Consider the following 23,823-nt stretch of genomic DNA (forward strand, 5'->3'; position numbering starts at 1 on the left):
GTGAGAAAAAAGTGAACAAGATTATGATGCTGTCAGGCATCCCGGGCAGCGGCAAGACGCACTATGCCAAGCAGCTGGCTAAGGAAGCACGGGCCGTTATTGTCTCTACCGATGCTATTCGTGGCGAGCTGTTTGGCAGCGAACTGAAGCAGAAGGATACTTATGCGGTATATGACCATGCATTTCAGCAAATTGCCAAGGCGGCTCAAGCGGGAAGAAATGTGGTGTTCGATGCGACCAATACGGAACGCAGCCGTAGACTTCAATTTTTGAAGAGGTTTAGCGCGTTTCCGGTAGAATGTCATGTGCTTGACGCCCCCTATGAGCTTGCGGCAGAGCGAATTTCGCAGCGGAAGCGGAAGATTCCAGAGCGTATCCTGCTGAAATATGCGCGGGGATTCGAGTTTCCAGTGCAGGGCGAAGGCTTCGAAGCCATTCACATTGCCCATAATAACCAGAAGCTCTTGCTTGCTAGGCAACAGCTGGAGGAACTGCTGTCCAGGCAGCCGGGACATGATCAGCTCTTTGCGGCACTGGCCGGCGTGGGTTATTTCCGCGATATGGTCGGCTTTGATCAGGAGAATCCCTATCACTCCAAGAGCTTGTCTGAGCATACCTTTGCAGTGCTGGACTATATCAACACCTTCTATGAAGGGGAGCATTTGCTGGAGCTGCAGCTGGCCGCCCTGTTCCATGATGCAGGCAAGCCGCTTAGCAAGGTGTGGAAGGCGAGCCGGGGATACTACTCGTACTATGGTCATGAGCATGTGTCGGCCATCATTGCCTGCCATGTGCTCAAGGAGCTTGAGTATGACAATGACTTCATTCTTCATGTAGTGAACCTGGTAAGCATGCATATGGAAATTCTGCACGGCAAAGATGCAGGGGCCTCCAGAATTTATCATCTGCTCGGGCCTGAGATGCTCTCAGAGCTGTATTTTTTCGCCGAAGCGGATTCGTATGCTAAATAAGGAGGTGAGAGAGATGTTAATGAAATACCCTAAGACCATGCATCTTCCCTGGTCCAGAAGCTATACGGACGATGATAAGATCCTAAGGGATGTGAAGGCGTTCGAGGGCAAAGAGGTGGTAGTCACCGAGAAAATGGACGGGGAAAATACAACCATGTACCTAGACTATATCCATGCGAGATCCATCGACAGTAAGGATCATTTGTCCAGACATGTGGTGAAGACGATTCACGCCGGGATCAAGTACAGGATACCTGAAGGCTTCCGGCTCTGCGGGGAGAATGTATATGCCAAGCACTCGATCAGGTACGAGCAGCTGCCAAGTTATTTCATGTTATTCTCGATTTGGGATGATCGCAATGTATGCTTATCCTGGGGGGATACCGAAGCGCTTGCGGAGGAGCTAGGCCTTCCAACAGTCCCAGTGTTATATAGAGGGCCGTGGGATGAGACGCTTATTCGGCAGGAGTGCTATACTGGTAAATCGGTATGTGGCGGTGAGCAGGAAGGATATGTAGTCCGGCTGGCAGATGCATTTCCGTATGATGAGTTCAAGCAGAGTCTCGCCAAGTTTGTACGTAAGAACCATGTGCAGACGGATGAGCACTGGCTGAGCAAGCCGGTTGAACCAAATGGGTTAGCGAAGTAGTAGAACGGAATTAAGTTAAGCGGTTATTTATATTTCTATGAAAGGAATGAGTATCATGTAATGGCTAAGGCAGTCATCTTCAAGGAATTTGTGTTTCATACTCCGTATTTTAGCTTTGCCTCTTAAATCCCTCTTTTTCATACCCTATAATCGTTTGATTTCATGTAGAATTTAACCAACGACAAGTAATCGTTTTCCTAGCGATTAATAATGACGTATTATCACATTTTCAATATGATTATATTTAATTTGGCCAGCCATTTAAGATACATAGATAGAATGAACTAAATAAATGAATGTTATAGAGCCGATATTAACCCGGATTCGAAGTGAATACAAGATGGATGAAGGTGCTGGAAGAGGACCCATTATTCGAGTTTGACTCAGAAGGACGCTCATTGATTATAGTTACCATGCAAGTACTTATGCTGTTCAAGTCACGGATCGTGGCTGGCTGGACTTGTTATTTCATTTTGAAGCGGCGACCGCATTCGTTTAACTCCAGTTTACATGACAAAGCTAATATGGAGTTATCGGCAGGGCCGTGTGACTTGGGGGCTGCTCTTCCGTAAGATTATTTGAAAAAGGGGATTTGATATGAGCCAATCAACTGTGAGCACGCCGAATTCGGCTGTACGGCCGTTTCTAAAGCTGCTTAAGGAGACCCGGCCCTCCTACGCAATGCTGACTACTGCTTTGGTCTTGAGCGTGATTTCTACGCTGGTGAGCCTGGTTATTCCTCTGTTTACTAAAAATTTAGTGGACGGCTTTGCCTTGTCTTCGGTCAGTCGGATGCAGATTGTAGGCATCGCAGCGGCCTTTATTGCCCAGACCATTGCTGGAGGCATAGCTATCTATTTGCTTAATTATGTCGGTCAGAAGATGGTTGCTGGTCTGCGGGACCGATTATGGCGGAAGCTCCTGGTGCTTCCCGTATCCTATTACAACGATAACCGCACCGGCGAGAGCGTCAGCCGTATGACCAATGATACAGGGATCATCAAGTCTCTGATCTCCGAACATCTGGCCAGCTTATTTACCGGGATTATCTCGATTGTGGGCTCCATTGCCGTGCTGTTCTATTTAAACTGGAAAATGACACTAATCCTATTCACTGTGCTGCCGCTCTCAGCGCTTATTCTTGTTCCCTTGGGAAAGAAGATGTACAAAATCTCCCTGGGGATGCAGGATGAGACGGCTTCTTTTACGGCGAAGCTGAGCGACGTGCTGTCCGAAATCCGGCTCGTTAAGGCCTCTGGTGCGGAGAGACAAGAATACGAGGCTGGCGGGCGTGGGATTCAGAACCTGTTCACCTACGGCATTCGCGAGGGCAAGGTTAATGCCTTGATCAGCCCGCTCGTCTCCTTCGTGTTCATGATGCTGTTGGTCATCATTATTGGCTATGGGGGCATGCAGGTATCTTCCGGCGCGCTAACCGCAGGGGAGCTCGTGGCTTTCTTGCTTTATTTGATTCAAGTGGTGATGCCGTTTACCCAGTTGACTACCTTTTTTACGCAAATTCAGAAGGCAAAGGGAGCGTCAGAGCGCATCATTGAAACCCTGTCTATTGAGGAAGAAGTGTACGAAGGGGAACGTGAGGCTACCGGAGCAGAAGGCGTGATCTCCTTGGAGGATGTCTCCTTCGGCTATAAGGATGGAGATCGGGTGCTTAAAGATATCAGTTTCCGAATGCAGCCGGGCCAGGTCACGGCGATCGTCGGACCCAGCGGCGGCGGCAAGACTACGCTCTTCTCGCTGCTGGAACGCTTCTATGAGCCGGAGTCGGGAGTCATTCGGCTGGGGGAACAGCCGGTTAAGGACTTCTCCTTACGCTCTTGGAGAAGCTTGATCGGTTATGTCTCCCAGGAGAGCCCGTTATTGGCCGGAACGATCCGGGAGAACCTGACTTACGGGCTTGCACGTGAGTTCAGCGAGCAGGAACTAAGAGAGGCAGCGGCTATGGCTTATGCCGATAAATTTATCAGTGAGCTGCCGGAAGGCTTTGACACGGACGTGGGAGAACGCGGGGTGAAGCTGTCCGGCGGGCAGCGTCAGCGGATTGCTATTGCGCGGGCTCTGTTGCGCGATCCTAAGGTTCTGATGCTCGATGAGGCCACTGCTAGCCTAGACAGCCAATCGGAGGCTGTCGTTCAGAAGGCGCTCTCTAACCTGATGAACGGCCGAACGACAATTGTCATTGCACACCGCCTCGCTACGGTGGTCAATGCCGATCAGATTATTTTTATGGAAAAGGGGACGATCACCGGCATAGGCACGCATGAGGAACTGCTTGCGAGGCATGGTCTGTACCGGGAGTATGCAACCCAGCAGCTTCAGCTAATGGCTTCTGATGCGTTGGGGCAGGAAGATAACCTTGAGGAGATTATAAATGATGGCGAAGATACTCATCGTGGACGACGATCCGCACATTCGCGAATTGGTGGCAGTGTTCTTGAAGGCTGAAGGCTTTGCAGAGGTGTACAGCGCCTCTGATGGCCTTGAAGCTCTCCGCCTGTTGGAGGACATTCGCATGGACCTGGTAATTATGGATATAATGATGCCTCACATGGATGGATGGGAGCTCTGCAGGGAGCTTCGAAGCAGCTATGACTTTCCGATTCTGATGCTCACAGCCAAAGGGGAGACTTCGCAGATTGTTAAGGGCTTTGATCTGGGCACCGATGATTATCTGGTGAAGCCGTTTGAGCCGCAGGTGCTTATTGTGCGGGTAAAGGCCTTGCTGAAGAGATATCAAATCTCAGCCGCCCAGAGTGTAACGATTGGAAGGCTGGAGATGAATCGAGGGACCTATGTGGTGCATACGGAGGAAGAGGAGATGACCCTTCCGCTTAAAGAATTCGAGCTGCTGTTCAAGCTTGGCAGCTACCCGGGCCAGACTTTGGCCCGGGATCGCCTCATTGATGAGATCTGGGGCTATGACTTTGAAGGGAATGAGCGTACCCTTGATGTCCATATCAATCGCCTCCGGGAGCGCTTCTCCGCAGATAAGCATGGTTTTGCGATCCGCACCATCAGAGGGCTAGGGTACCGTCTGGAGGTACAGGAATGAAACTGCTGAGAAGGCTTGCCTTAAAGATTCTGGTCTTCGTGGCATTCTTCGGCTGTGTTGCTGCCAGCTGGAGCGCATCCTATGTAATGTTGAGGCAAATTTACCGTCTGACCGGGCACCTCTCCTCTGAGTATCTGAGCGGGCTTCTGGAGGTTATAGTCAGTATGGTGATCTTCCTCAATCTGGCCTGGCTAAGCATCAAGCTGCTTCGCAAATGGGAACGTGTTATGTATAAGCCAATACTCGATGCTATGAACCGGATCGGCAAAGGAGATTTCAATGTGGTGCTGGAGAAGAACGATGATTATGGCGAAATTGTGGAAAGCATCAATGAAATGGCCAGCGAGCTCAGCCGGATGGAGACGATGCGTCAGGATTTCATCTCTAACGTATCGCACGAGATTCAATCCCCGCTGACTTCCATTCGAGGCTTTGCTCGTGCGCTTCGGGAAGATACACTCAGCCGGGAGAGCAGGGTACACTACTTGGATATTATTGAAGCGGAAAGCACCCGCTTGTCCGGGCTGAGCGATAATCTGCTGAAGCTGTCGGCGCTGGAAGCCGGCAGCTGTCCATTTGAGATGAAGGTGTATCGGATTGACCGGCAGCTAAGAGATATGGTGCTCGCGGCCGAACCACAGTGGCAGGGGAAGCAGCTGGAGGTTGAAGCCGAGCTTGAGCCGGTATCTGTCCTTGCTGTTGAGGAGCTCATGAGCCAGGTGTGGACAAATTTATTGTACAACAGCATTAAATTCACGCCACGAGGCGGGAAAATTCTCCTTCGCCTTTCGAGCACGGAGACGAAGGTGCGCATGGAGATTTCAGATACTGGCATCGGCATGGACCCTGAAGATCTGCCGCATATTTTCGAGCGGTTCTTTAAGGCGGATAAGGCAAGAAGCGTGAGCGGTGGCGGAAGCGGACTAGGCCTGTCCATCGTGAAGAAGATCGTAGAGCTGCACGAAGGCAGCATTCAGGTCGTAAGCCAGCAGGGAGCCGGAACGACGTTTACCTTAGAGCTGCCGAAGTCCTCTGGTTAGCCCAATGAATGGGATTTGTTGTATAATGAGACCTAATCTATGAGCTTGGGGGGATCCGAGATCGGCATTATTGTGATTTTAACGATCGCCGCAGCCCTGTCTACGGCGTGCGGAATATTTTTTACATCCAAACAAAAGAAAAAAAGAAGAATCTACGGCTTGATTCAGACGATTCTACCACTCCTTCTCTTTCTGCCGCTTACGGCTATGTTCCCGACGATAGAGGGCTCGGCAATTGTACTGGTGTTTTGTTTCTGGCTGCTTGTCGGCGGCCTGATTGTTCTGATTGCAAGCTTCTTCACCGGAGAAGATGAGTAGGATGACGGCAGCCTAATCTCCGAAACGGGTGTTCACAGATTTGGAAACGGTGTCTTTTTGGACAAAGCCGGGATCATCCATTTGGACACAGGCGTGGTTTGGCGACGGGAGTAAGGGCTTTTTTATATTTCGTGTAATATTAGTAATTTTATTTCAGCAGGAGGGCAGGTGAATTTAACCATGTGTACAGGATTGGGGATTTACCATGTGGAGCAGCTTGGAGCCAAAGCAGCTCTGGAGCTTGGAGAGGCCTATTTCAAGGCAATGGGTCTTGAAATAACAGGGGCATGCTATTATCAATACATTGTACCAGGAGACCATCAGGGGGATCATGATCTATTCGATGTCTCATTGCCTGAGTTAAGAGAGAAGATCCTCACCGGTGAAGCGACGGCTTTTAGACTTTACAATGAGCGAAAGGGCTCTTCCCCCTGGTTCGCTTCCTATGGTTATATGACGGATGAATATGGAGCGAGCTTTTACCATATTGATGCCGAGTGCGAGTTTCCGCTAGGGACGGTCTACGATAGAATCATAGATTGGTTAAAACAGGCTGGGAGCTGTCATGAGTTTATTTATGGCATCGTCTATGAGATGAACAATATTTCAGATGCTTATTACTATGCTGGAGGCCATAATCTAGTTAGTCTGTATTCTTATGAGAGCCGTATGGCATGGAAGCGTGAAACCCCGGGACTTTACGAAGGGCAGGCGCGTTATAAGGACCGGATGCTTCGCATGGTATACCCTGCCAGTCTGGTGAACGGACAGCATTTGAAGTTGGAGATCGAAGCGATGGAGCTTAGGGAATGGATACATAAAGACTCCGGTCACGGAGTGCTCTCTAAAGTGAGTGAAGACCTTTGGCTATGGGAGGTTCCCATGGATCAGTTGGAGAAGTTAAACGGGATCTTAGGAGAAGCGGGAAGATTAGTGGCTTGGGATCCTAAGCCTGCGAAGAAGCGGACACGCAAGCTTCCATGAGGAAATAGCTTCAAGCGAGGGAGGAGATTGAATTGGGTTGGGTACAGGAGGAGCTCGCGGCTAAGCGGCGTGAGGAAGGAAAGAGATATGCCGGCGAGGTAAACGCATTTGTGAGGACGGGCATGGAGAGCGGATGGCATTTAATGCTCAGGCGGAGCCGGGGCAGGATCAGCGATTCCAGCTTGCCGAAGAGGTTATGAACATGATTAAGGCGGCTAATCAGGCAGGGGATACGTCACGGTTGCGCCAAGAGCTTCCTCCTGCGGATGCTAGTTAGAGCTGATAGAGAAGGGAACAGCTATGAATAACACAACAAGCATGATAGCCGAACAACCGCTCTGGGTGTATATTATTGCTGCTGTGGCTGCCATAATCATATTGATTCTGGTGGCTAAGGCGATTAACCGGCGCCTGGCGCGAATTCGCCGAAGACAGCTTGATCCCAGCCGGATCACCATTCAGGACATTGATGAGATGGAAGGCTCCGAGTTTGAAATGTATCTTTACAGGTTCTTTGATGAACTGGGTTATGAAGAGGTTTATAAGACGAAAGCCAGCAGTGATTTCGGCGCCGATCTGGTCTTCACGGCCCGTGACGGAATCCGAACAGTGCTTCAGGCTAAGCGTTACCAGGAGGATAGCGGTATCGGTCTCAGCGCGGTTCAAGAGGTGTACGCGTCGATGCGTTATTATGAGGCAGGCCGGTCTATCGTGCTGACCTCTGCGCGCTTTACCCCTGCCTGTGTGACGCTAGCTGGCGTTAACGGGGTAAAGCTGCTTGACCGGGGCGATCTCATTGAACTCATTGCCGACTTCAAGTCGGGCTGCTATGAGGAGGCGATGGACCGGATTGAGCGTGAGGCCGAGCTGATTCCATCTCCATGGAAAGAGGCTGCGGTCCCTGCAAGAAGGACGCTCAAGAGAGCGCGCAGATAGGCTGTTTTTTTTACCGGACGTTGTTAAAGGGTTGTTAAAGAACTAGAATTCTTCGAGCTCCTGCCAGCATTCGCAGCTCCCTTGGAAGTCGGTCCTGCTCGGCTTCGGGAATCTCGAGTTGAACGCCATAATAGAATCGGCCTTTCTCTTCCCGGTCCCACTGCAGGTTTCCTTCGAAATAGAGGGGATCTTCATTAAGCAGTACATTAAGGCTGATACGTACCTGGTTCAGGTCTACGTGTATCTCCAAGGGAATAGACAGGCAGCAGCCTGTTTTGCTGATATCGTGCATAAGAGCCTCAATAGGCTTGGGTGGGGCCGGAACGCCATTGATGCTGATGATGTGCATCTCCGTGGCAACCGGTTCTTTGAGTACATAACGAAAGGGTGTTTTTCTGCGATTAGTTGACATAGGTTCCTCCATCCAAACAAGTAGTGCATAACGTACTTTATCGACAAATTCCGCAAAATTGTGAAGTCCTGCTTCGTTCTGTTGATGCTCTAGAGACTTCTAGAGTCGGTAAATTACAGGAACGGCGAGGTATTCTTAGGCTTAAAGTCAGTGTCATTGCAGAATAAGTAGAGAGGTATATACCAACTCATGAAGAGGAGCGGGGTATTTATGGCGAAGTTTGACCCAATTATGCTTGATATTCCTGAGCAATTAGAGACAGAGCGGCTGCTCATCCGGGCGCCGCAATGGGGAGACGGCAAGCCGCTGAATGCAGCCATCCGGGAAAGCCTTGAGGCGCTGCGTCCCTTCATGCCGTTCGCGAGAGTAACGCCTGAGCCGGAAGAGACGGAGCAGGTCGTGCGCCGCGGCCGCCTGCATTATCTTGATCGCACCGATATGATGATGATTCTCTGTGATAAGCAGACCGGTGAGCTGCTTGGGGCAACGGGGCTGCACCGGATCAATTGGGATGCTCGCAGATTTGAGATTGGATATTGGATCAGGACTTCTCGTTCAGGTCAAGGCCTGGTGACTGAAGCGGTGAATGGAATTACCGGCTTTGCTGTTAAGCACCTTGAAGCGAACCGGATTGAAGTTCGCTGTGATGACCGCAATCACCGCAGCGCTGCCGTAGCAAGGCGGGCAGGATTTACACTCGAAGGAGTGCTGCACAATTGGAAGCGGGATGAGGATGGCGTTCTGATGAATGAGATGATATTTGCCAAGGTGCGGGGAACGGATTTTTAAATGATAAGCACAAAAAAGCCGCACTTTCTAAAGGGGTTCATTCCTTCTCTGGAAAGTGCGGCTGTCTTTTATTTCAGCGGAACCTGCTTAGACAGCTTCTCAAACTGCTCAAGATGCGGCTTCACCTTAGCCGTGATGCCTTGCAGGTACTTAATGGATGCTTTTCTCTGACGTTCCTTGGCGGCGTCCTCTTCTGGGAACATCCAGTACTCCTTGTAAATGGATCCCTTTTGGTAGATTACATTGAACAGCTGTCCCTTCTTCCAAAGCGGAAGCAAGTCTTGATTGCTGCCCATAATATAGAGCGTCTCGCCCCCGTTCTTATAAGTAAAGGCATAGTCCGGATCGGCTTCGGCATGCTGAACATAGTATCCGGTCTGGAATGCTCCGTTCTTAAAGGTGCCGGTTTGGATGCTGTGATAGATGACCGTTCCGTTAGCTTCAGTTCGCTTCTCCGTGAGAGTTCCCGAACCGTTCATCAGATCATTGTTCCATGTACCGTTATACACGATCTTATGCGTACGCCCATCTGCATCCACGTATTCATTGATATATTTGCCCATGCCCGAACGTTTACCGTCCTTGAATTCCCCGGCATACTGTTTGTGCTCTCCCCAATGAATGGTGCCTCGCCCATTTGGCTTGTTGTTCTGGACCTCTCCATAGTAGGAGATTCCTTCTGACAGCTGGATCGAAGTCTTCGCTGGAGCTGTGCCAGCTGCGTCTGCTTGAGGAAGAAAGAATGCGGTTGTTGCTGGAACGGTTAATGCAGTAGTTAAAAGTAAGGCAGCAGTCCATTTCTGTTTGCGATTTAACAAAACAAATCGCTCCTTTCCAAGTTGAATTTACCCGCTGTTTCTAATTTATAACATTGGGGGGGCTTGTACAGCAAGGGCTACCATTGATTATCCCTACATACTGTGTTAACCTAAATTTAACCTAATATATCACAATTGTTATATGGCTTGTTACTGCGAGGCAGGCAAAACCTAAACGATTGGTGAGCATTTGTTCTCTACTGAGCGCAATTCTCCCCAAAGTTTAGGTTTTTCTTTTTTCTAGTACAAACAGCCAGAGTTTAAAAGTTATGAGTTTAAGGCAAAATAGAGCCTGACCTCAAACGGATGAAGGCTCTATTAACCAGAGAATTTAAATGAACGAAGGGTGGTAATAACATGAATTCACCATTTCCTGAGGGCTTCCTATGGGGCGGAGCTGTCGCCGCCAATCAATGTGAAGGTGCCTATAACGAAGGAGGCAAGGGGGTGTCTACACAGGATGTGATGCCGAAAGGGATCGCTGCCCCGCCCACTGAAGTGCCTACAGAGGACAATTTGAAGCTTGTAGGCATTGACTTTTATCATAGATATAAGGACGATATCAAGCTGTTTGCGGAAATGGGCTTCAAGGTCTTCCGCACCTCGATCGCCTGGTCACGGATTTATCCGAATGGGGATGATCTGCAGCCAAATGAGGAAGGTCTGAAATTCTATGATGATTTATTCGACGAGTGTCATAAGCATGGCATCGAGCCTATGGTTACAATCTCTCATTATGAAACGCCGCTGCACTTGGCCAGAGAGTATAACGGCTGGGTGAACCGTAAGCTGGTGGGCTTCTATGAGCGGTATGTAACTACGTTGTTTAACCGCTACAAAGGCAAAGTGAAATACTGGCTGACCTTTAATGAGATTAACTCTATTCTGGAAGCTCCATTTATGAACGGCGGGATTGTCACACCCAAGGAAGAGCTCTCCAAGCAGGACCTTTATCAAGCGATTCACCATGAGCTGGTGGCAAGCGCTCTGGCCGTGAAGCTTGCACATCAAATCATGCCGGAAGCCAAAATCGGCTGCATGGTGCTCAGCATGCCAACCTATCCGTTGACGCCGAATCCAAATGACGTGATCGCCACCATGAAAACAGAGCATATGAATGACTTCTTTGCAGATGTTCATGCACGCGGCTACTATCCGGGATACATGAATCGTTACTTCAGGGAGAATAACATCCATATTCATTTTGAAGAGGGAGACGAAGAAATTCTGAAGCATACCGTAGACTTCATCTCCTTCAGCTATTATGTTAGCATCTGCGAGACTGCAGATCCTAAGCGTCAGGCAAATGGTGAGGACAATCTGTTCTCAGGCGTTCCTAACCCTTATTTGAAGGCAAGTGACTGGGGCTGGCAGATCGACCCGCAGGGCCTGCGCTATGCGCTGAACCGATTCTATGACCGTTACCAGAAACCGCTCTTTATTGTGGAGAACGGGATCGGCGCTGTGGATGAACTGGTAACCGATGAGCAAGGGAACAAGACCGTTCATGATGATTATCGGATTGAGTTCCTGAATGATCATCTCGTACAGGTTGGTGAAGCGATAGAAGACGGTGTTGACCTGATGGGTTTTACCGCTTGGGGCTGTATTGACCTGGTCAGTGCTTCAACCGCCGAGATGAAGAAACGGTACGGCTTGATATATGTGGACCGGAATAACGATGGGACAGGCAGCCTTGAGAGATACAAGAAGAAATCGTTCTACTGGTATCAAGATGTGATCCGTACGAATGGGGCAAGTCTTGTGAAGTGATGAGATAAATATAGAATATAACTGCAAACGGCAGCGCTTCGGGATAGGACCCGGGGTGCTGTTTTTTTGTGCTGAACTGAGTATTTGGACAGGGGTAGATGTGCCTTTGAGTGCAAGCTGAAATGTTGTTAAAATATACTAATTACATAGAATGAACTAAAGAAATGAATGTCACAGGCCTTATTGCGCCGTTATAGCAGGAGGTTCAATGCAAAGCTTTAGTTTAATTTATATAGTTCTAAGACTCTATTCAGCGTATATAGGAGGATGGGAGTGGAACAGCAAGAATATGCTCGCTATCTGTTTGAATTGATAGATGAAGAGCCTGTAACAGAAGAAATAGATGCAGATCACCTTTACGGTTACTTTCAGAGCTTTATGCCTAGCGGAAAAGGCGTGGAGCGGGTCTTTGAACCGTTAGAGCGGGGAACTGAGTATCTGGAGCGAATTTTACCGATTTATGGCATGCTGGATCTTCAGGATTTTAAGGGGAATACGGTGCCTGGTTATTTTAATGGATCTAAAAAAGAGGCTTCCCAAGAAGTGCTGCTGCATTACGGAGAACAGCTGCTGGCTAAACTGCTTGCACTGTTCACGGAGCATGGAGAGAGAGAGTATGCAGGGGAGGCCATAGCGGCCCTGAAGGAAGTGAAGGATATCGTCATCGTGGGAGAAGGGAGGCTTGATGCTTTATACGAGGAGCATGATGAGACGATAGATGAGTCGCTCTATGAGTTGATCTACGATCATACGGATGACGATGAGGCTATACAAATATTAAAGGAAGCCTATTATTCTATCGCCTGTGATTATTGGGTTTCCTATTATCTTCAATGGCCCCGGTATCAGGGGGTGAGAGGGCAAGATCCGCTTGCCCCTTATTTTGAATTGTACCGATTAGGATATGGCACAGTTATTACCCAGCAAACCTTGTATATCGGAAAGCTGTAGACAGACTTCGGTATTTCCCCATTTCAGACACAGGAGGTTATAGGCATTGAACCAAGCGGTAGCCGATTTTTTGGAGGATGTATGGACTGAAGTCACGGCCATTTATGGCCGGGAGAAGCAGAGAATAGATGAATTGCCTGATAGGAGCCGTCTCCAGGGCGGAATGATGGATTATTTAAGGGTCGCCTGGAGGAAAGGCAAACTGAACTTTAGGTCGGGGAACATTGCGATAGATGTTCATGAGCCGTTCTCCTGGTCTGACAGTTCGTACAAGCTGGAAGCAAGAGATTACATAGAAGAGTTAAGCGATGAACTGTTGATCGCTGAATTTTTCCCCGCGCTGCGCGAGAAGGTGTTACCGGTGTTCTTATCTGACACATACGGGGACCGTTTCTTTGATTATCAATTTGAGCTGGTGCTTGAGTTCCAGAGAGAAAGCTCCACCCTTCAGCATAGCGAGCGGATCGTTAGTGAGACGAGGCTTCAAGCGCTTAGACAGACTTGGAATGAGTTTTTGGAGACAAAAATCTACGCTCCCCTTCCGGTGATTCCGAAAGAGCAGGATGAATTTTTCTTCGCCAACCATCTGTTCAATCCCGATCTGACCGAGCTGAGGATTGAAGCGATCGCCCCGGCAATTGAACAACTGAGCGCCAAATTGCAAGGTTACCCTGAGCGTCTCAGTCATTGGAACTATCAATATACGGCGGCCATGAAGAATTGGGCTGAAGAGCAATTTCTCAAGCGCTATTACACAGATACCGGGAATTATTCGAATAAGTGGGAGCTAAAAGTGGAGTCTGAGCGACCTGGTGTCTACCCGGACGAAATGGAGCTATTCCTGTATGCGGCCTTGAAGATTGGACCGCAGGAGCCTGCGGTGCGCGAGGAGTATTTGCAGCTGGCTGCTGAGCTGGGGTCCGTTAAGGCTGCCGACTACCTGCGCAAGGGAAGCGGCCGGTTTGAGGGTGAGCGGAAGAGCGAGCTGATGACCGCGAGATCCAATGACGTGATGCAGCTGATCGAAATTCAGATCAAGTCTGAGGAGGAGGGGGCTTACTGTGAGGCTCTTCTCTATATCAATGAGCTGCTTGGACAGGGGTTCCCGAAGGGCTATAAGCTTAAGCTGAAGAGCACTGTGAAGCAGTTCCTTCCGCTGAAGAAAATAGCAAAGTCCAAGCTGCATCAATTTTTTGCAAATGCCCTTCAGTATCCGGGGCTATATCCGCTTCTGGCCGAATATGCGGAGCTGGCGATGGAAGAATTCGCATGGTATGAAGATGTCGAGCCTTCTGAGAAATCTGTAATGCCTGGCACCTACGCGGTGTTTGGTCTGGGGCTGTACAGCCGGGAGTATTTCCCGCTTGTCTGCCGTTATATGGAGCTGGTAGATAACGAGCATCAGTCTGTTCAGGACGGATACGCGGAAGCATTCATTGAAGCACAGGGTATTACTGAAGAGCATATGCCTACCTTAGTCTCCATCCTGCTTGGCGCAAGTGAAGGGGCAAGGCCGCTTAAAACAGTCCAGATCGATACACCGGAGCTGGCAGAAGCGCTGATTCGATCGCTTGAAAAGAAGGAGGATTACGAGCGGGAGACGGTGATCTACCGGATCTTTGGCGGGGAGAAGAAGCTGGCTCAGGCCGCGAAGAAGGCGGGGGGCCTACTTAAGGACCGGCTAGAGGAGCTGGCACAGCTTTGCTGATGAAGGATGATGGAGATGAAGGGACAGGGATCGGGATGGACCTTGAGAGAGCACTAACTGATGAACAGGCCTATTCAGAGTTGGAAAATACTTTCGTTTCTGCGTTTATAAATCTGCTGATGGAAGGGGATCAGAGCGATTGGGTTATTCCCTATTACCAAACCTGCTTCGCCAATGGAACGAGGGTAAGGGACGCCAATCCGATCTTCTCGGCGAAATCCATTTCAAGTGGTAAATCGGTCAGAATCATTCTGGAACCGCTTGAATCACTAGAGGGTGTTGAGCACTGGTTAGATGCGAATGAAAAGAACGAACTGGTCCTGGTATGCTCCTTATCTAAGAGCCATGCAGAGACCGTAAGATCATTAATCTTAGAATGGGTATATCCAAAGGGGGAGAAGTGATGTATACACAGCAGATCGAACGTATACAATCCAAGCTGCACCAGCTCAGAGAGGCGGATAGCGAATTCTCCTTGTTCGGCTCTCAGACACATAAGTATCAAATGGCTCCAGTCTGGAGCACTGAAGAGGTGGCACGCTTCGAGGAGGCTTGGAAGATTAAGCTGCCGGAGGAATATAAGGCTTTTCTGCTGCATGTGGGATCAGGCGGAGCCGGACCTTATTACGGACTGGTCCGACCAGATGATGGAGTATATATCGATCTGGATTATCCTAGTGAGCTGAATAATGTATCCGGCGAATTTCCTTATACCGAAGCGTGGAACTTTGAGAGGAGCTGGGATGAAGATTCACTTGGCGAGGAGGATTGGGCTGAGCAGGAGAGATTCTATTTCAGCACAGACAAGTCTGCAGGCCTGCTGGCCATAAGCAATTTTGGCTGCGGGATAACGATTAATTTGGTCGTAAACGGACAGTCTTATGGCGAAATCTGGGTCGATGACCGGTCCAATGATAACGGGATCTATCCGGATCATTATTTTGAAAATGAAAAACGGCTGACTTTCCTGGACTGGTATGAAACATGGCTTGACCGGTCAATGGAGGAGCTTGAGGAAGAGGAAATGTAAGAAGAGGAAGACCAATAGCCAATAGGAATTTAGAAAAGGGGGGAGCGGCAGATGAACTGGACGGAAGTGGGCAAAGCCAAAGATCTGGATCTAGTCCGCCGGGCTGCGGCGGAGCTGGATGTGAACGAGCGGGATGAGCGGGGAAGAACACCGCTGATGCTGCTTCTGACAAACCGCTTGCCGGTCGAGGCGATCCGTCTGCTGATCGAGCAGGGGGCCGACCTAGAGGCAGAGGACAAGCTTGGGGACACTGCGCTTAAGAAGGCGGTGAAGTTCAAGCAAATGGAGGCTATAGCCGAGCTGCTTAAGGCGGGCGCAAAGCTTGATTCTCCGCAGGGAATACTTGCGACAGCCTGGAATATGGCGCGTCCGAACAAGGAGCTGGCCGATCTACTGCTCGGCACCACAGGGGCGGTCCGCTTGACGCTTACCGAGGAAGAAGAAGCGATCCTTGACGACCTGCTCTATGAGGAATCGCAGGCGGTTCTTTGCGCCAAGCTCAGCCGATTGGAATCGCCGGTTCTGCTGCATGCTGTTGTGAACAGCTATAACTGGGATGATGGGCCGTTACCGATGCTGAAGGTTTTTAAGAACCCAGCCTGTGTGGAAATTACACTCCTGGATATGTATGAACTGCTGGACGGAGATTACTGGCTGGAACAAATTGAGGCGGAGATTGCAGGGAGACCGGAGGGCCCCGAGTGGAGAGAGCTGGCGGCCGGGCTGAAGGAACGATTATATAACAATTAGCCTTGCCGGAAGATACATATAGCGATAAGAGGGGAATGCGGAACACTGTATTTGCATTCCCCTCTTTCGAGGAGGCGATCTGCAACATGAGAACTTGGACCTTGACGGAGCTGCCGGAACCTCATAGCTTGCACAAGCAGCTGCGCATTCTGGCTGCACTGGATGTGATTCTATGTGAGGAAGAATGGCTGCGTGTGCATCGTTATGAACCGAATTGGCGGCCGGGAGTGGATCTTGGAATACTTGAGAACGGAGCTGGAGATGACCTTTTCATTTTATTTGCAGAAGAAGGGTGTATTCTGAAGGGCTTCGATCATGAATCTTCGCTGAGCCCGCATGCTCGGGACGATGGAGAGGTTTGGCCAGGCATGTATGATGAGGTGCCGAAGGCACTGTTTGCTTTGCTGGAAGATGGAAGCGACACTTGGGAGCTGGAGGATGTTACCTTTTGCATTTGGCAAAACAGGAATGAACCGGAGTGGCTGGCCGGGGATTGGGCGGAATTGGATACGCTGGACGATCCCCGAGAAGCCGATGGGGGAGCCAACTTCTTGCTAGGTTATCTTCATAAGAGCGCTGAGAGCTATATCAACTGGGCACAGGGGTATTACGCTGATGATATGAAGCTTCCCGTTCAGATCGTTGAGCAAATTTTCAGTGGAGCTAAGGTGGATCAAGAGATGGTGGCTGCTCTTTCGCCCGGCAGAAATGTGCATGACGCGCTGAATGAGCTTGAGAAGCTCGGCCTGGCTTAAGCCCGCAGTTTTAGCTTAAGAAGGAGGACTGCCCTAGAATTATAGGGAGGTTTATGTCCAGGGGCTTGTACCTGCTCTGTCTATATTTCTTGTGATTACGGTTCTTCCGATGAATTATACACAGATCACCTGGGTGAAAATGTGCGGTGGTGAGGCGATCAAGAGCAGGGTGCAGCGCTACGCGTCTAATTTTTCGGATCACGAGCGAGTATCATGATCGGCCTTTATGAACCGCATCCCTAGAGTTAGTCGATAAATTTCGTATATAAAAAATAAAGAGAAGAAGCATGTGGAGAGGAGCACCAGCATGAGAAACTGCGCGCTTTACAGTTCAACCTTTGATCTCGATCAAGTTGTGGATATTCTTAAATCCATATATCCGAAAGACAAAATTACCGTGAACGATACAAAGACGAAGATTCAAGTCATTAGCGGAGGATGGTTTAGCAAGAAGATCAAGGGCTTCAATATTATGACCAGCAAGACAAGCCCTGAGGAATTCGAGGCTATGGTTAACGGAATGGGCGGCTTCTTCAGCCAGATTCAGGCTGAGAATGAGCTTGTCCAGCAGAAGCTGCTAATCAAGATCAGCACTTTGAACATGGTGATTGGGATCGAGACGGAAGAAGACATTTCGGATGCCTTTTTTGCAGAACTACTTAGAATAATCGAACCGTTGGACGGGCTGATGTTCTGGGGCGGCGGTCAGCTGCTGGACCCCAAGGGCAGATTGCTGATGGATACAGACGGCCATTCCGAGGTGGCAGACTATACCGTGACGGCTCATACAAGCTATTTGCATGCAGAGGACGCCCTGACGGAATCCGGGGCCAAGCGGAAGCAGCGCTCGGAGGAAATGCTGGCCGCAAGAGGCGTTACACGGATGCCGCCTATGCCGGGAAGGCTCGGCGATGAGGCGGCCAGCAGCATTCGCTCTCTGCAGGAAGCCGCCAAGCGTGCCGTGGCTCTATGCATCGTCTCTCTGAAGGGCGAGTGCGTCTGCTCCGGCGAGAGCCCGGAAGATACCCGACAGCTCGTTCATCGGGTCATTGGACAGTATGGGGCGGCAGCGTTCTTTTCACCTGAAGAGAAGAAGTTTATTGATAACGACCTTGCCGAAGAGGCCGAGGCTATGCAGTATTCCTGGTGTTATGAAGGGTTCTGGGTGATGCTGTGGGCGCTCGGGCAGGTAGAGGAGATTGGCGACCCGACAAGCGTATGCGATGTTCCACTGGCGGTCTCCAGACTGCAGCAGTATGAAAACTTTGAGGCACTGGTGGAAGGTTCGCGTCTGCGCAGCACGACGGAAATTCTGGATGCAGCGGATTTAATCTACCGCTATGACTGGCTGTGTGTAGATGCGCGAATCCATGGACAGCCTGCTCCTTACGGACTTGATGGCGGGGTCGTGTACGAACGGCATCGGGCGCTGAACTGGCTGATCGGCTACATGGGTCAAGATTGGGATGATGTGCGTACAGATACCTAAACGGTTGAAGGGCATTTGGGGATAAGCAGTAATAAAAAATACGGCAGCCAGTGTCCATTCCTTTAAAAAGGCCGGCTGTCGTATGGATTAAATATGGAAAATTCTTGAGGCGCCGTTGATAATCAAATAGATACCGAGCACCCGGAGAGGAAGCCGCGAGGAGGTCCCGTCCTTGCGGAAGATCCACTTGGCAAGCTTTCCGATAAATATATTGATAAGCATGCCGGCAAGCAGCTCGGCGATACTAAGCAGTAGCATGGCGTTCATAAGGTTCTCCTTTGTTCAAGATTGTATTGGGAAGAGGGCCGTCAGATTGATTTTTGGGCTTGAAGCCGGTGTCTAATGCTCCATAGAGACAGGCATATGGCAGCAATACCTATAGCGGCTAGCACAAGGATGCAGATCGTATTCGAGACCTCACTGCCAGCTGTCACATTAGTCTTATTGATGCTTCGCAGCGCCCAGTACCCCGGAATTACCCGGGAAATGGCCTGGATCCATTCAGGAGCGGAGCTGTCTATGGGAAAGAAAGATCCTCCCAGAAGTCCGGCAACAGCCATCAGTGCTGAGCCGAGAACTGTGAAGTTTTGGTGGCTTCGAACCCGCGGGACAAGCAGCATGACGATGCCGCACAGGGCTAGCAGATAAGCGCTCCAGACGAAGATCGCTACTCCTATGGAATTCGTGAACTCAATATGGAACAGCCAATATCCGGCCAGCATGACTACACCAATGTTAAGGAGGCCGAACAGATAAGCTGAGACTAGCTTGGACAGCAGGTATCTTGTATAGCTTATGGGGAGCCCCAGCAATCTTGCGGTCAGCCCATTTTCGCGTTCGTCAACCAGAGTTCGGAAGCTCTGCATCACGACGAACCAGAGGAACATCACCATGAAGGCGTTAAGCCGCTGCCCGGCGGCCTGGTGAGCATGGCCAGCATGATCATCTTCTGAAGCTTGGATTAAATCAGATTTGGAGCCTGCTCCGCGGAGGTAGGCCATCTCTTTCTCAATATAGGGCCTAATCTTGGCCCCTAGGGAGCTGCCCTCGTTCTGCCAAATCTCTACCTTGGCCTCTCCGCCAAACTGCAAGCTGCGAGCAAATCCGGCCTGAATATTAAGGGCGCAAGCCCTGGGATCTTTTTCAACGGCGGCCTCAAGCTTATCGCTATCCAGCAAGGTGAGCTTGAGTTCAGAATACTGCTCCAGCTGCTGGATCAGCTGCCTGGAAGCCTTGCTCTGATCCGCATCAGCGGCATACAGCTTTACCGTTCCATTTTGCTCTGCTGAGGTAAATAGATAAGTCAGCAAGAGCGGGGCGGCGATGATCATAAGAAAGGCCAGACGATTATTCAGCATCAACTTCAGCTGCTTGCCGATGAGATACAGGGTTTGCATGGGGAATCCTCCTTCCGTTCATAAGCCATAGGGCTGCCAAGAAAAAGATAAGACCGATAGCGGCAAGAATCAGTAAGTCCTTATAGATATCCGCCAAGGTTCCACCCTGGAACATGGCTAGAAATGCGTTCATTGCTTTACCATTGGGTAGAAGCTGCTGTAGAGTCTGCAGCCCGGAAGGCAGGCTGTATTTATCAATAAAGCTGCCGCCGAGAAATCCGAAGCCATAGAGAATGGGTGTAGCAAAGCTGGAGATTTGGGTATGATCCCGGGCAGCCAAACCGAAGCACAGTACAATGCCTCCAATAGCCAGCCCGTACATACAGGCGATGAGCAGGACATCTGCCCAATTCCCCCATCTGACGCCGAAGATGAGACGGCTGGCGATGATTACGACCAGCATCTGGACGACAATTGCCAGAGTCATGCTTGCAAGCTTGCCCAGCGCATAAATATAGCCTGAGGTGGGCGTAGAGCGAATCCGCGCAAAGGTGTGATTCTGCTTGTCCCGGATGATGCCGTGAGCCAGCTCGAATGCGGTTAGGATAGAGAACAAGACGGTCATGGCAGCAGCCTCATAAGGCAGTGCCTGCACCGCTGTGGACCCGCTGTGCAAGGTGACTATGGGCACATCAGATGGAGCAGAAGCGGCAATAGGCTGCGTTGCGCTCTCTGCTTCTGTGCGCTCAGAAGCGGACCCTCCGAACATGGAGCCTAGAATCAGAATCAGGGCTAAAGGAAGCAGGATCAGCTTCAAGTAGAAGACCTTGGATTTGGCCAGCAGCTTTATATCGAGAAGCATCAGGCGAATCAATCGGTTCATTTGGGCATTCTCCTCCTTTTAGTCCCGCAGAGATCTGCCTGTGGCTTGCAGGAACAGATGCTCCAGATTGACTTCATCGTAGCGGAAGCTCGTAAGCGTAAGCCCCAGACCTTTTAGCGCTTCCAGGATATGTATGGCATTTTGCTCCTTCGGGTTCACAAACAGGGTAAGGCGGCCCGGCTCGGCCATCATACGGACAACCCCCTGAATGAGTTCGACCTTCTCCAAGGCTTCTGATCCGGCTTGTTCATAATCCACGCTGAGCATATCCCAAGCCCCCAGCTGCTGCTTCAGCTGCTCCTTAGTGCCAAGTGCGATGAGCTGTCCGTGATCCATGATGGCCACGCGGCTGCACAGATACTCAACTTCTTCCATGTAGTGACTGGTATAGATTACGGTCATCCTCCGCTCCTGATTGAGCCTCTTGACCGTCTCCAGAATATGATTGCGGGATTGGGGGTCAATGCCGACGGTGGGCTCATCGAGAATCAGCAGCTGCGGATCGTTCATTAGCGCGGCTCCGATATTTACCCGGCGCTTCATGCCGCCAGAGAATTCGCGGACATCCTGATTCTTCTTGTCGAGGAGTCCGACCATTTCGAGCACCTCATCCACTTTGCGGCGCAGACCTGCTCCTGAAAGGCCGTATAGGCTGCCGAATAGTGATAGATTGTCTTTGGCTGAGAGCGTATCGTATAGTGCGATGTCCTGAGGCACAATGCCCATGATTTGTTTGGCTGCTCTCGGTTCTGCGGCCAGGTTGTGTCCGCCGATCCAAATCTCTCCGCGATTAGGGGAGAGCAGGCTTGAGATCATAGATACCGTTGTTGATTTCCCGGCCCCGTTCGGGCCAAGCAGTCCCAGAACTTCACCTTGTTGAACATGCAGGTTGAGGTCGTTCACTACGGTTCGATCTCCATAGTGCTTGGTGAGGTGAATCAGTTTGAGCATATACAGTGTCCTCCTGCGAAATGAACTTGTTGTTTTATAAGTGTAAGGCTTTGGACGGGGTTCTCCTATTCACGAAAGTACTTGTTTGCTGTATGACTTTAGCGAGTGTACGAGTATGACTTTCGTCATAATCTGCCTATGTGGTGTGACTTATCGAAGAAATGATGAATAAGAAGGGAGGGATTTTATTTTGGCTTGGAATATAGGGTTGCTTAGTATTCAAGCTGATCCGGGGGAAGCAGAGCAGCTGCTGGATGTCTTTTATAAATCTAGTGAAGGCCTATATTTCGAGGATGTGACCTCTGTAATGATGGGGTCGGCGCTTGGAGTAGCTCATGCCAAGCCCTGGCTTCTGATCTTGGATACAGAAGGGCGGTTTATTTATCAGCCGGAGTTTGCCTTAGAAGCTGTCCCGTAAGTATAAGGTAAAGTCTTTTTGGTTATCGGAAGAGCTTATTTACAGGGACTATCATTTTGGTTTTCTTAAGAAAGGTGGGGTGAAGCAGGGAATTAGGGGCAGTACAGAGGGCCGGAAATACCTTGCATCGCAGGGAATAAGGGCAGTAGACGAGTGGGGAGAGACCAGATCATAGAGAAGGAGATCTTTGGCCAGTCCAGAGAAGAATACGGAACAAGTCTGATGGATTTGAGATACAGTAAGTACGAGTTGGATCATACGTGAGTAGGCAAATATAAAAAATGGCTCCTTGCTTAAGGGGCCATTAATATTTCTCTAAAATGAGCCAGATCACCTTGTGCGGCGATTCTCCAGTTTTCGCATAGACGAATCTGGCTCTTAACCCATGCTGCTTATCATAGTACGTTCTGGAGTTAAGTCCTTGTTCACGGTTATAGCTCTTCACGATATAATGGGTGCCCAGTTCATGCTCGACATCGGTTAATGTGCTTAAGCGTCCGCCTAATACGCTCGCTATTCCTTTATCGGTCAAAGTCTGCACCTGAACGATCTTTCCACTGCGGTCCGTAACTAGCAGGAAGTCTTCATAATAAGTGTAAGAAAGTTTCTTCTTAACCCTATCTTCGAACTGAGATGACTTGGAGAAGCGGGTGAGGTCCACCTCGTCTATGTTCCGGTCAGGTACGATTCCTTCGATGGAAAGAGAGGTTAGGTCTGTGGATGGCAGTTGCTTAATCATTGATTGATTCCGCAAGAATATCGCGAGAATGATCAGCGCCGCCACAACGAGGGCCATTAAAATGTACTTGATGCTTCTGCCGGATTTCAATTTCATCTTCGTTCTCCTTATTGATAGGCAATGGTGTATTCATTCTTAATGACACCCAGAATATCAGCCCTAATCTTGAGATAATTCGTATTGAAATAGAAATTCTTAAACTTTTCCTTGTTCTCTTCCGTGTATTTTAACTCACGACTTACATATGCCAGCATCATCTCATGATTATCCAGCATGACATGATAATAATCCCCTTTGGAGGAGGTATCCATTGCTTTTAAATCGGCTATAGAAGGCTTCAGCATTTCTTCCACATTCACGCTGTACTTATTATCAATACTGGCTAAACTGACATTATTCTTGAACTCCTCCAGAACGCTCATAAGGACTTGATGGTCCTGTCCCGTAACGGTTTGCAGATCATAGAGCACTGGCTCCGTCTTGAAGGTGGATTGGTAATACTCGGCAATATCCTTGTCGGCATCTGCCACAAGATCATAGAGCTTATATATATAATAAACCTCAAGCTTCTGATCTTGTCCACTTTTACGGGTAACCACATCCGGAAATTTCTCCATGAGTTGCTCCAATTCCTCTTGCTTCGGAGGAGAAATATGATTCTCTGAAGCTCTAAGCCGGATGACATTGCTGTTCTCCAAAGAATGCAAGGTTGAGGTTTTATATTTCTGCATCAGAATTTCTTTCATTTTATTCTCCGTAAGCACCGGCTGATTGTTGATACGAAGCACGACACTGTCTTGATCCTTCCTGCTGCCGGCAAAATAGACATTCAAACTTGCACTGGCTGCCAAGGCGGCAGCTAGCAGACCTATGGTTATTTTGGTGAAATTCATCTGTGCTTCAACTCCTAACGGGGAATAGATGATCATCGGGCGTTATTCCTTAATAGACGAATGGAGAAGAATCTGTTCCATATGAAGATGGTCAACTCTTGAGACGGTGATAGATGAGGTCCTAGCTATCCCTGACAAGAGTTGACGCATCTTAATTTA

At 49.6% G+C, this 23,823-nt stretch carries 27 protein-coding genes; 19 read left to right on the top strand and 8 right to left on the bottom strand.

What is annotated here, in order from left to right; translation table 11 throughout:
* Positions 1–11 precede the first annotated feature (11 nt).
* From DCC85_RS05560 to DCC85_RS05595, 9 genes are all read left to right on the top strand, one after another.
* A complete protein-coding gene (locus DCC85_RS05560; protein ID WP_108464681.1) occupies positions 12–971 on the top strand; it encodes an AAA family ATPase in 960 nt (319 codons plus the stop codon).
* A 13-nt stretch (positions 972–984) separates the two neighbouring features.
* A complete protein-coding gene (locus tag DCC85_RS05565; RefSeq protein ID WP_108464682.1) occupies positions 985–1,620 on the top strand; it encodes an RNA ligase family protein in 636 nt (211 codons plus the stop codon).
* A 597-nt stretch (positions 1,621–2,217) separates the two neighbouring features.
* Positions 2,218–4,083: an ABC transporter ATP-binding protein gene (locus DCC85_RS05570; RefSeq protein WP_108464683.1), complete on the top strand. Its 1,866-nt coding sequence runs from the start codon at positions 2,218–2,220 to the stop codon at positions 4,081–4,083.
* Positions 4,013–4,690 (top strand): response regulator transcription factor, encoded by a 678-nt coding sequence (locus tag DCC85_RS05575; RefSeq protein ID WP_108464684.1) that lies wholly within the window; start codon positions 4,013–4,015, stop codon positions 4,688–4,690. The genes DCC85_RS05570 and DCC85_RS05575 overlap by 71 nt, the downstream gene beginning before the upstream one ends.
* Positions 4,687–5,730, top strand: coding sequence for a sensor histidine kinase (locus DCC85_RS05580; protein ID WP_108464685.1), 1,044 nt, complete (start codon positions 4,687–4,689; stop codon positions 5,728–5,730). The genes DCC85_RS05575 and DCC85_RS05580 overlap by 4 nt, the downstream gene beginning before the upstream one ends.
* A 39-nt stretch (positions 5,731–5,769) precedes the next feature.
* Positions 5,770–6,048: a hypothetical protein gene (locus DCC85_RS05585; RefSeq protein ID WP_108464686.1), complete on the top strand. Its 279-nt coding sequence runs from the start codon at positions 5,770–5,772 to the stop codon at positions 6,046–6,048.
* 168 nt (positions 6,049–6,216) lie between these two features.
* Positions 6,217–7,032, top strand: a complete 816-nt coding sequence (locus DCC85_RS05590) for a hypothetical protein (RefSeq protein WP_159081796.1) — start codon at positions 6,217–6,219, stop codon at positions 7,030–7,032.
* A 133-nt stretch (positions 7,033–7,165) separates the two neighbouring features.
* Positions 7,166–7,309, top strand: a complete 144-nt coding sequence (locus DCC85_RS22895; RefSeq protein WP_159081797.1) for a hypothetical protein — start codon at positions 7,166–7,168, stop codon at positions 7,307–7,309.
* A gap of 23 nt (positions 7,310–7,332) precedes the next feature.
* The gene (locus DCC85_RS05595) at positions 7,333–7,968 is read left to right on the top strand and encodes a restriction endonuclease (RefSeq protein ID WP_442789522.1); all 636 of its coding nucleotides are present in this window, start codon (positions 7,333–7,335) and stop codon (positions 7,966–7,968) included.
* Positions 7,969–8,002: 34 nt separating this feature from the next.
* Here the strand turns inward: DCC85_RS05595 and DCC85_RS05600 are convergent, their stop codons facing one another.
* A complete protein-coding gene (locus tag DCC85_RS05600; RefSeq protein ID WP_108464688.1) occupies positions 8,003–8,380 on the bottom strand; it encodes a PilZ domain-containing protein in 378 nt (125 codons plus the stop codon).
* Positions 8,381–8,590: 210 nt separating this feature from the next.
* On the opposite strand from DCC85_RS05600, the gene DCC85_RS05605 reads away from it, so the two are divergent.
* Positions 8,591–9,169 carry a GNAT family N-acetyltransferase gene (locus tag DCC85_RS05605; protein WP_108464689.1) on the top strand — a complete coding sequence of 193 codons (579 nt, stop codon included), beginning with the start codon at positions 8,591–8,593 and terminating at the stop codon, positions 9,167–9,169.
* 68 nt (positions 9,170–9,237) lie between these two features.
* On the opposite strand, the gene DCC85_RS05610 is transcribed toward DCC85_RS05605, so the two are convergent.
* Complete coding sequence (locus DCC85_RS05610) at positions 9,238–9,987, bottom strand: MORN repeat-containing protein (protein WP_108464690.1); 750 nt, start codon at positions 9,985–9,987, stop codon at positions 9,238–9,240.
* Between the two features lie 357 nt (positions 9,988–10,344).
* On the opposite strand from DCC85_RS05610, the gene DCC85_RS05615 reads away from it, so the two are divergent.
* The 8 genes from DCC85_RS05615 to DCC85_RS05650 all read left to right on the top strand — a co-directional run bounded on the left by DCC85_RS05615 (position 10,345) and on the right by DCC85_RS05650 (position 18,443).
* Positions 10,345–11,760 (top strand): glycoside hydrolase family 1 protein, encoded by a 1,416-nt coding sequence (locus DCC85_RS05615; RefSeq protein ID WP_108464691.1) that lies wholly within the window; start codon positions 10,345–10,347, stop codon positions 11,758–11,760.
* A gap of 273 nt (positions 11,761–12,033) precedes the next feature.
* Positions 12,034–12,711, top strand: coding sequence for a hypothetical protein (locus tag DCC85_RS05620; RefSeq protein WP_108464692.1), 678 nt, complete (start codon positions 12,034–12,036; stop codon positions 12,709–12,711).
* A 46-nt stretch (positions 12,712–12,757) separates the two neighbouring features.
* Positions 12,758–14,419: a DUF6138 family protein gene (locus tag DCC85_RS05625; protein WP_108464693.1), complete on the top strand. Its 1,662-nt coding sequence runs from the start codon at positions 12,758–12,760 to the stop codon at positions 14,417–14,419.
* Positions 14,419–14,823, top strand: coding sequence for a hypothetical protein (locus DCC85_RS05630; protein ID WP_442789534.1), 405 nt, complete (start codon positions 14,419–14,421; stop codon positions 14,821–14,823). The genes DCC85_RS05625 and DCC85_RS05630 overlap by 1 nt, the downstream gene beginning before the upstream one ends.
* Entirely contained in the window at positions 14,823–15,449 is a 627-nt protein-coding gene (locus tag DCC85_RS05635) for an SMI1/KNR4 family protein (protein WP_108464695.1), read from the top strand. The genes DCC85_RS05630 and DCC85_RS05635 overlap by 1 nt, the downstream gene beginning before the upstream one ends.
* A 51-nt stretch (positions 15,450–15,500) precedes the next feature.
* The gene (locus DCC85_RS05640; protein WP_108464696.1) at positions 15,501–16,199 is read left to right on the top strand and encodes a DUF4274 domain-containing protein; all 699 of its coding nucleotides are present in this window, start codon (positions 15,501–15,503) and stop codon (positions 16,197–16,199) included.
* A gap of 86 nt (positions 16,200–16,285) precedes the next feature.
* The gene (locus DCC85_RS05645) at positions 16,286–16,954 is read left to right on the top strand and encodes a hypothetical protein (protein WP_108464697.1); all 669 of its coding nucleotides are present in this window, start codon (positions 16,286–16,288) and stop codon (positions 16,952–16,954) included.
* Positions 16,955–17,261: 307 nt separating this feature from the next.
* Positions 17,262–18,443 carry a DUF4272 domain-containing protein gene (locus DCC85_RS05650; RefSeq protein WP_108464698.1) on the top strand — a complete coding sequence of 394 codons (1,182 nt, stop codon included), beginning with the start codon at positions 17,262–17,264 and terminating at the stop codon, positions 18,441–18,443.
* 87 nt (positions 18,444–18,530) lie between these two features.
* On the opposite strand, the gene DCC85_RS05655 is transcribed toward DCC85_RS05650, so the two are convergent.
* From DCC85_RS05655 to DCC85_RS05670, 4 genes are read right to left on the bottom strand one after another with little or no spacing between them, the layout of a single operon-like run.
* Positions 18,531–18,710 (bottom strand): hypothetical protein, encoded by a 180-nt coding sequence (locus DCC85_RS05655; RefSeq protein WP_108464699.1) that lies wholly within the window; start codon positions 18,708–18,710, stop codon positions 18,531–18,533.
* A gap of 41 nt (positions 18,711–18,751) precedes the next feature.
* On the bottom strand, positions 18,752–19,840 hold the full coding sequence (locus tag DCC85_RS05660; protein ID WP_108464700.1) for an ABC transporter permease: 1,089 nt from the start codon (positions 19,838–19,840) through the stop codon (positions 18,752–18,754).
* Positions 19,791–20,663, bottom strand: coding sequence for an ABC transporter permease (locus DCC85_RS05665; RefSeq protein WP_108464701.1), 873 nt, complete (start codon positions 20,661–20,663; stop codon positions 19,791–19,793). Before DCC85_RS05665 ends, DCC85_RS05660 begins: the two co-directional genes overlap by 50 nt.
* An 18-nt stretch (positions 20,664–20,681) precedes the next feature.
* Positions 20,682–21,614: an ABC transporter ATP-binding protein gene (locus tag DCC85_RS05670; protein WP_108464702.1), complete on the bottom strand. Its 933-nt coding sequence runs from the start codon at positions 21,612–21,614 to the stop codon at positions 20,682–20,684.
* A 190-nt stretch (positions 21,615–21,804) separates the two neighbouring features.
* On the opposite strand from DCC85_RS05670, the gene DCC85_RS05675 reads away from it, so the two are divergent.
* Positions 21,805–22,032, top strand: a complete 228-nt coding sequence (locus DCC85_RS05675) for a hypothetical protein (protein WP_108464703.1) — start codon at positions 21,805–21,807, stop codon at positions 22,030–22,032.
* A gap of 304 nt (positions 22,033–22,336) precedes the next feature.
* Here the strand turns inward: DCC85_RS05675 and DCC85_RS05680 are convergent, their stop codons facing one another.
* Together DCC85_RS05680 and DCC85_RS05685 are read right to left on the bottom strand one after the other, a co-directional pair.
* Complete coding sequence (locus tag DCC85_RS05680; protein WP_108464704.1) at positions 22,337–22,867, bottom strand: hypothetical protein; 531 nt, start codon at positions 22,865–22,867, stop codon at positions 22,337–22,339.
* An 11-nt stretch (positions 22,868–22,878) separates the two neighbouring features.
* Entirely contained in the window at positions 22,879–23,664 is a 786-nt protein-coding gene (locus DCC85_RS05685) for a hypothetical protein (RefSeq protein ID WP_159081798.1), read from the bottom strand.
* Positions 23,665–23,823 lie beyond the last annotated feature (159 nt).

The sequence above is a fragment of the Paenibacillus sp. CAA11 genome (assembly GCF_003060825.1).
GTDB lineage: Bacteria > Bacillota > Bacilli > Paenibacillales > Paenibacillaceae > Fontibacillus.

What these genes read in the sequence shown, in the direction of transcription:
- DCC85_RS05565 (WP_108464682.1), top strand. Translation starts at nt 985, where the DNA reads ATGTTAATGAAATACCCTAAGACCATGCATCTTCCCTGGTCCAGAAGC.
- DCC85_RS05570 (WP_108464683.1), top strand. Translation starts at nt 2,218, where the DNA reads ATGAGCCAATCAACTGTGAGCACGCCGAATTCGGCTGTACGGCCGTTT.
- DCC85_RS05575 (WP_108464684.1), top strand. Translation starts at nt 4,013, where the DNA reads ATGGCGAAGATACTCATCGTGGACGACGATCCGCACATTCGCGAATTG.
- DCC85_RS05580 (WP_108464685.1), top strand. Translation starts at nt 4,687, where the DNA reads ATGAAACTGCTGAGAAGGCTTGCCTTAAAGATTCTGGTCTTCGTGGCA.
- DCC85_RS05585 (WP_108464686.1), top strand. Translation starts at nt 5,770, where the DNA reads ATGAGCTTGGGGGGATCCGAGATCGGCATTATTGTGATTTTAACGATC.
- DCC85_RS22895 (WP_159081797.1), top strand. Translation starts at nt 7,166, where the DNA reads ATGGCATTTAATGCTCAGGCGGAGCCGGGGCAGGATCAGCGATTCCAG.
- DCC85_RS05595 (WP_442789522.1), top strand. Translation starts at nt 7,333, where the DNA reads ATGAATAACACAACAAGCATGATAGCCGAACAACCGCTCTGGGTGTAT.
- DCC85_RS05600 (WP_108464688.1), bottom strand. Translation starts at nt 8,380, where the DNA reads ATGTCAACTAATCGCAGAAAAACACCCTTTCGTTATGTACTCAAAGAA.
- DCC85_RS05605 (WP_108464689.1), top strand. Translation starts at nt 8,591, where the DNA reads ATGGCGAAGTTTGACCCAATTATGCTTGATATTCCTGAGCAATTAGAG.
- DCC85_RS05615 (WP_108464691.1), top strand. Translation starts at nt 10,345, where the DNA reads ATGAATTCACCATTTCCTGAGGGCTTCCTATGGGGCGGAGCTGTCGCC.
- DCC85_RS05630 (WP_442789534.1), top strand. Translation starts at nt 14,419, where the DNA reads ATGAAGGATGATGGAGATGAAGGGACAGGGATCGGGATGGACCTTGAG.
- DCC85_RS05635 (WP_108464695.1), top strand. Translation starts at nt 14,823, where the DNA reads ATGTATACACAGCAGATCGAACGTATACAATCCAAGCTGCACCAGCTC.
- DCC85_RS05640 (WP_108464696.1), top strand. Translation starts at nt 15,501, where the DNA reads ATGAACTGGACGGAAGTGGGCAAAGCCAAAGATCTGGATCTAGTCCGC.
- DCC85_RS05645 (WP_108464697.1), top strand. Translation starts at nt 16,286, where the DNA reads ATGAGAACTTGGACCTTGACGGAGCTGCCGGAACCTCATAGCTTGCAC.
- DCC85_RS05650 (WP_108464698.1), top strand. Translation starts at nt 17,262, where the DNA reads ATGAGAAACTGCGCGCTTTACAGTTCAACCTTTGATCTCGATCAAGTT.
- DCC85_RS05655 (WP_108464699.1), bottom strand. Translation starts at nt 18,710, where the DNA reads ATGAACGCCATGCTACTGCTTAGTATCGCCGAGCTGCTTGCCGGCATG.
- DCC85_RS05660 (WP_108464700.1), bottom strand. Translation starts at nt 19,840, where the DNA reads ATGCAAACCCTGTATCTCATCGGCAAGCAGCTGAAGTTGATGCTGAAT.
- DCC85_RS05665 (WP_108464701.1), bottom strand. Translation starts at nt 20,663, where the DNA reads ATGAACCGATTGATTCGCCTGATGCTTCTCGATATAAAGCTGCTGGCC.
- DCC85_RS05670 (WP_108464702.1), bottom strand. Translation starts at nt 21,614, where the DNA reads ATGCTCAAACTGATTCACCTCACCAAGCACTATGGAGATCGAACCGTA.
- DCC85_RS05680 (WP_108464704.1), bottom strand. Translation starts at nt 22,867, where the DNA reads ATGAAATTGAAATCCGGCAGAAGCATCAAGTACATTTTAATGGCCCTC.
- DCC85_RS05685 (WP_159081798.1), bottom strand. Translation starts at nt 23,664, where the DNA reads ATGAATTTCACCAAAATAACCATAGGTCTGCTAGCTGCCGCCTTGGCA.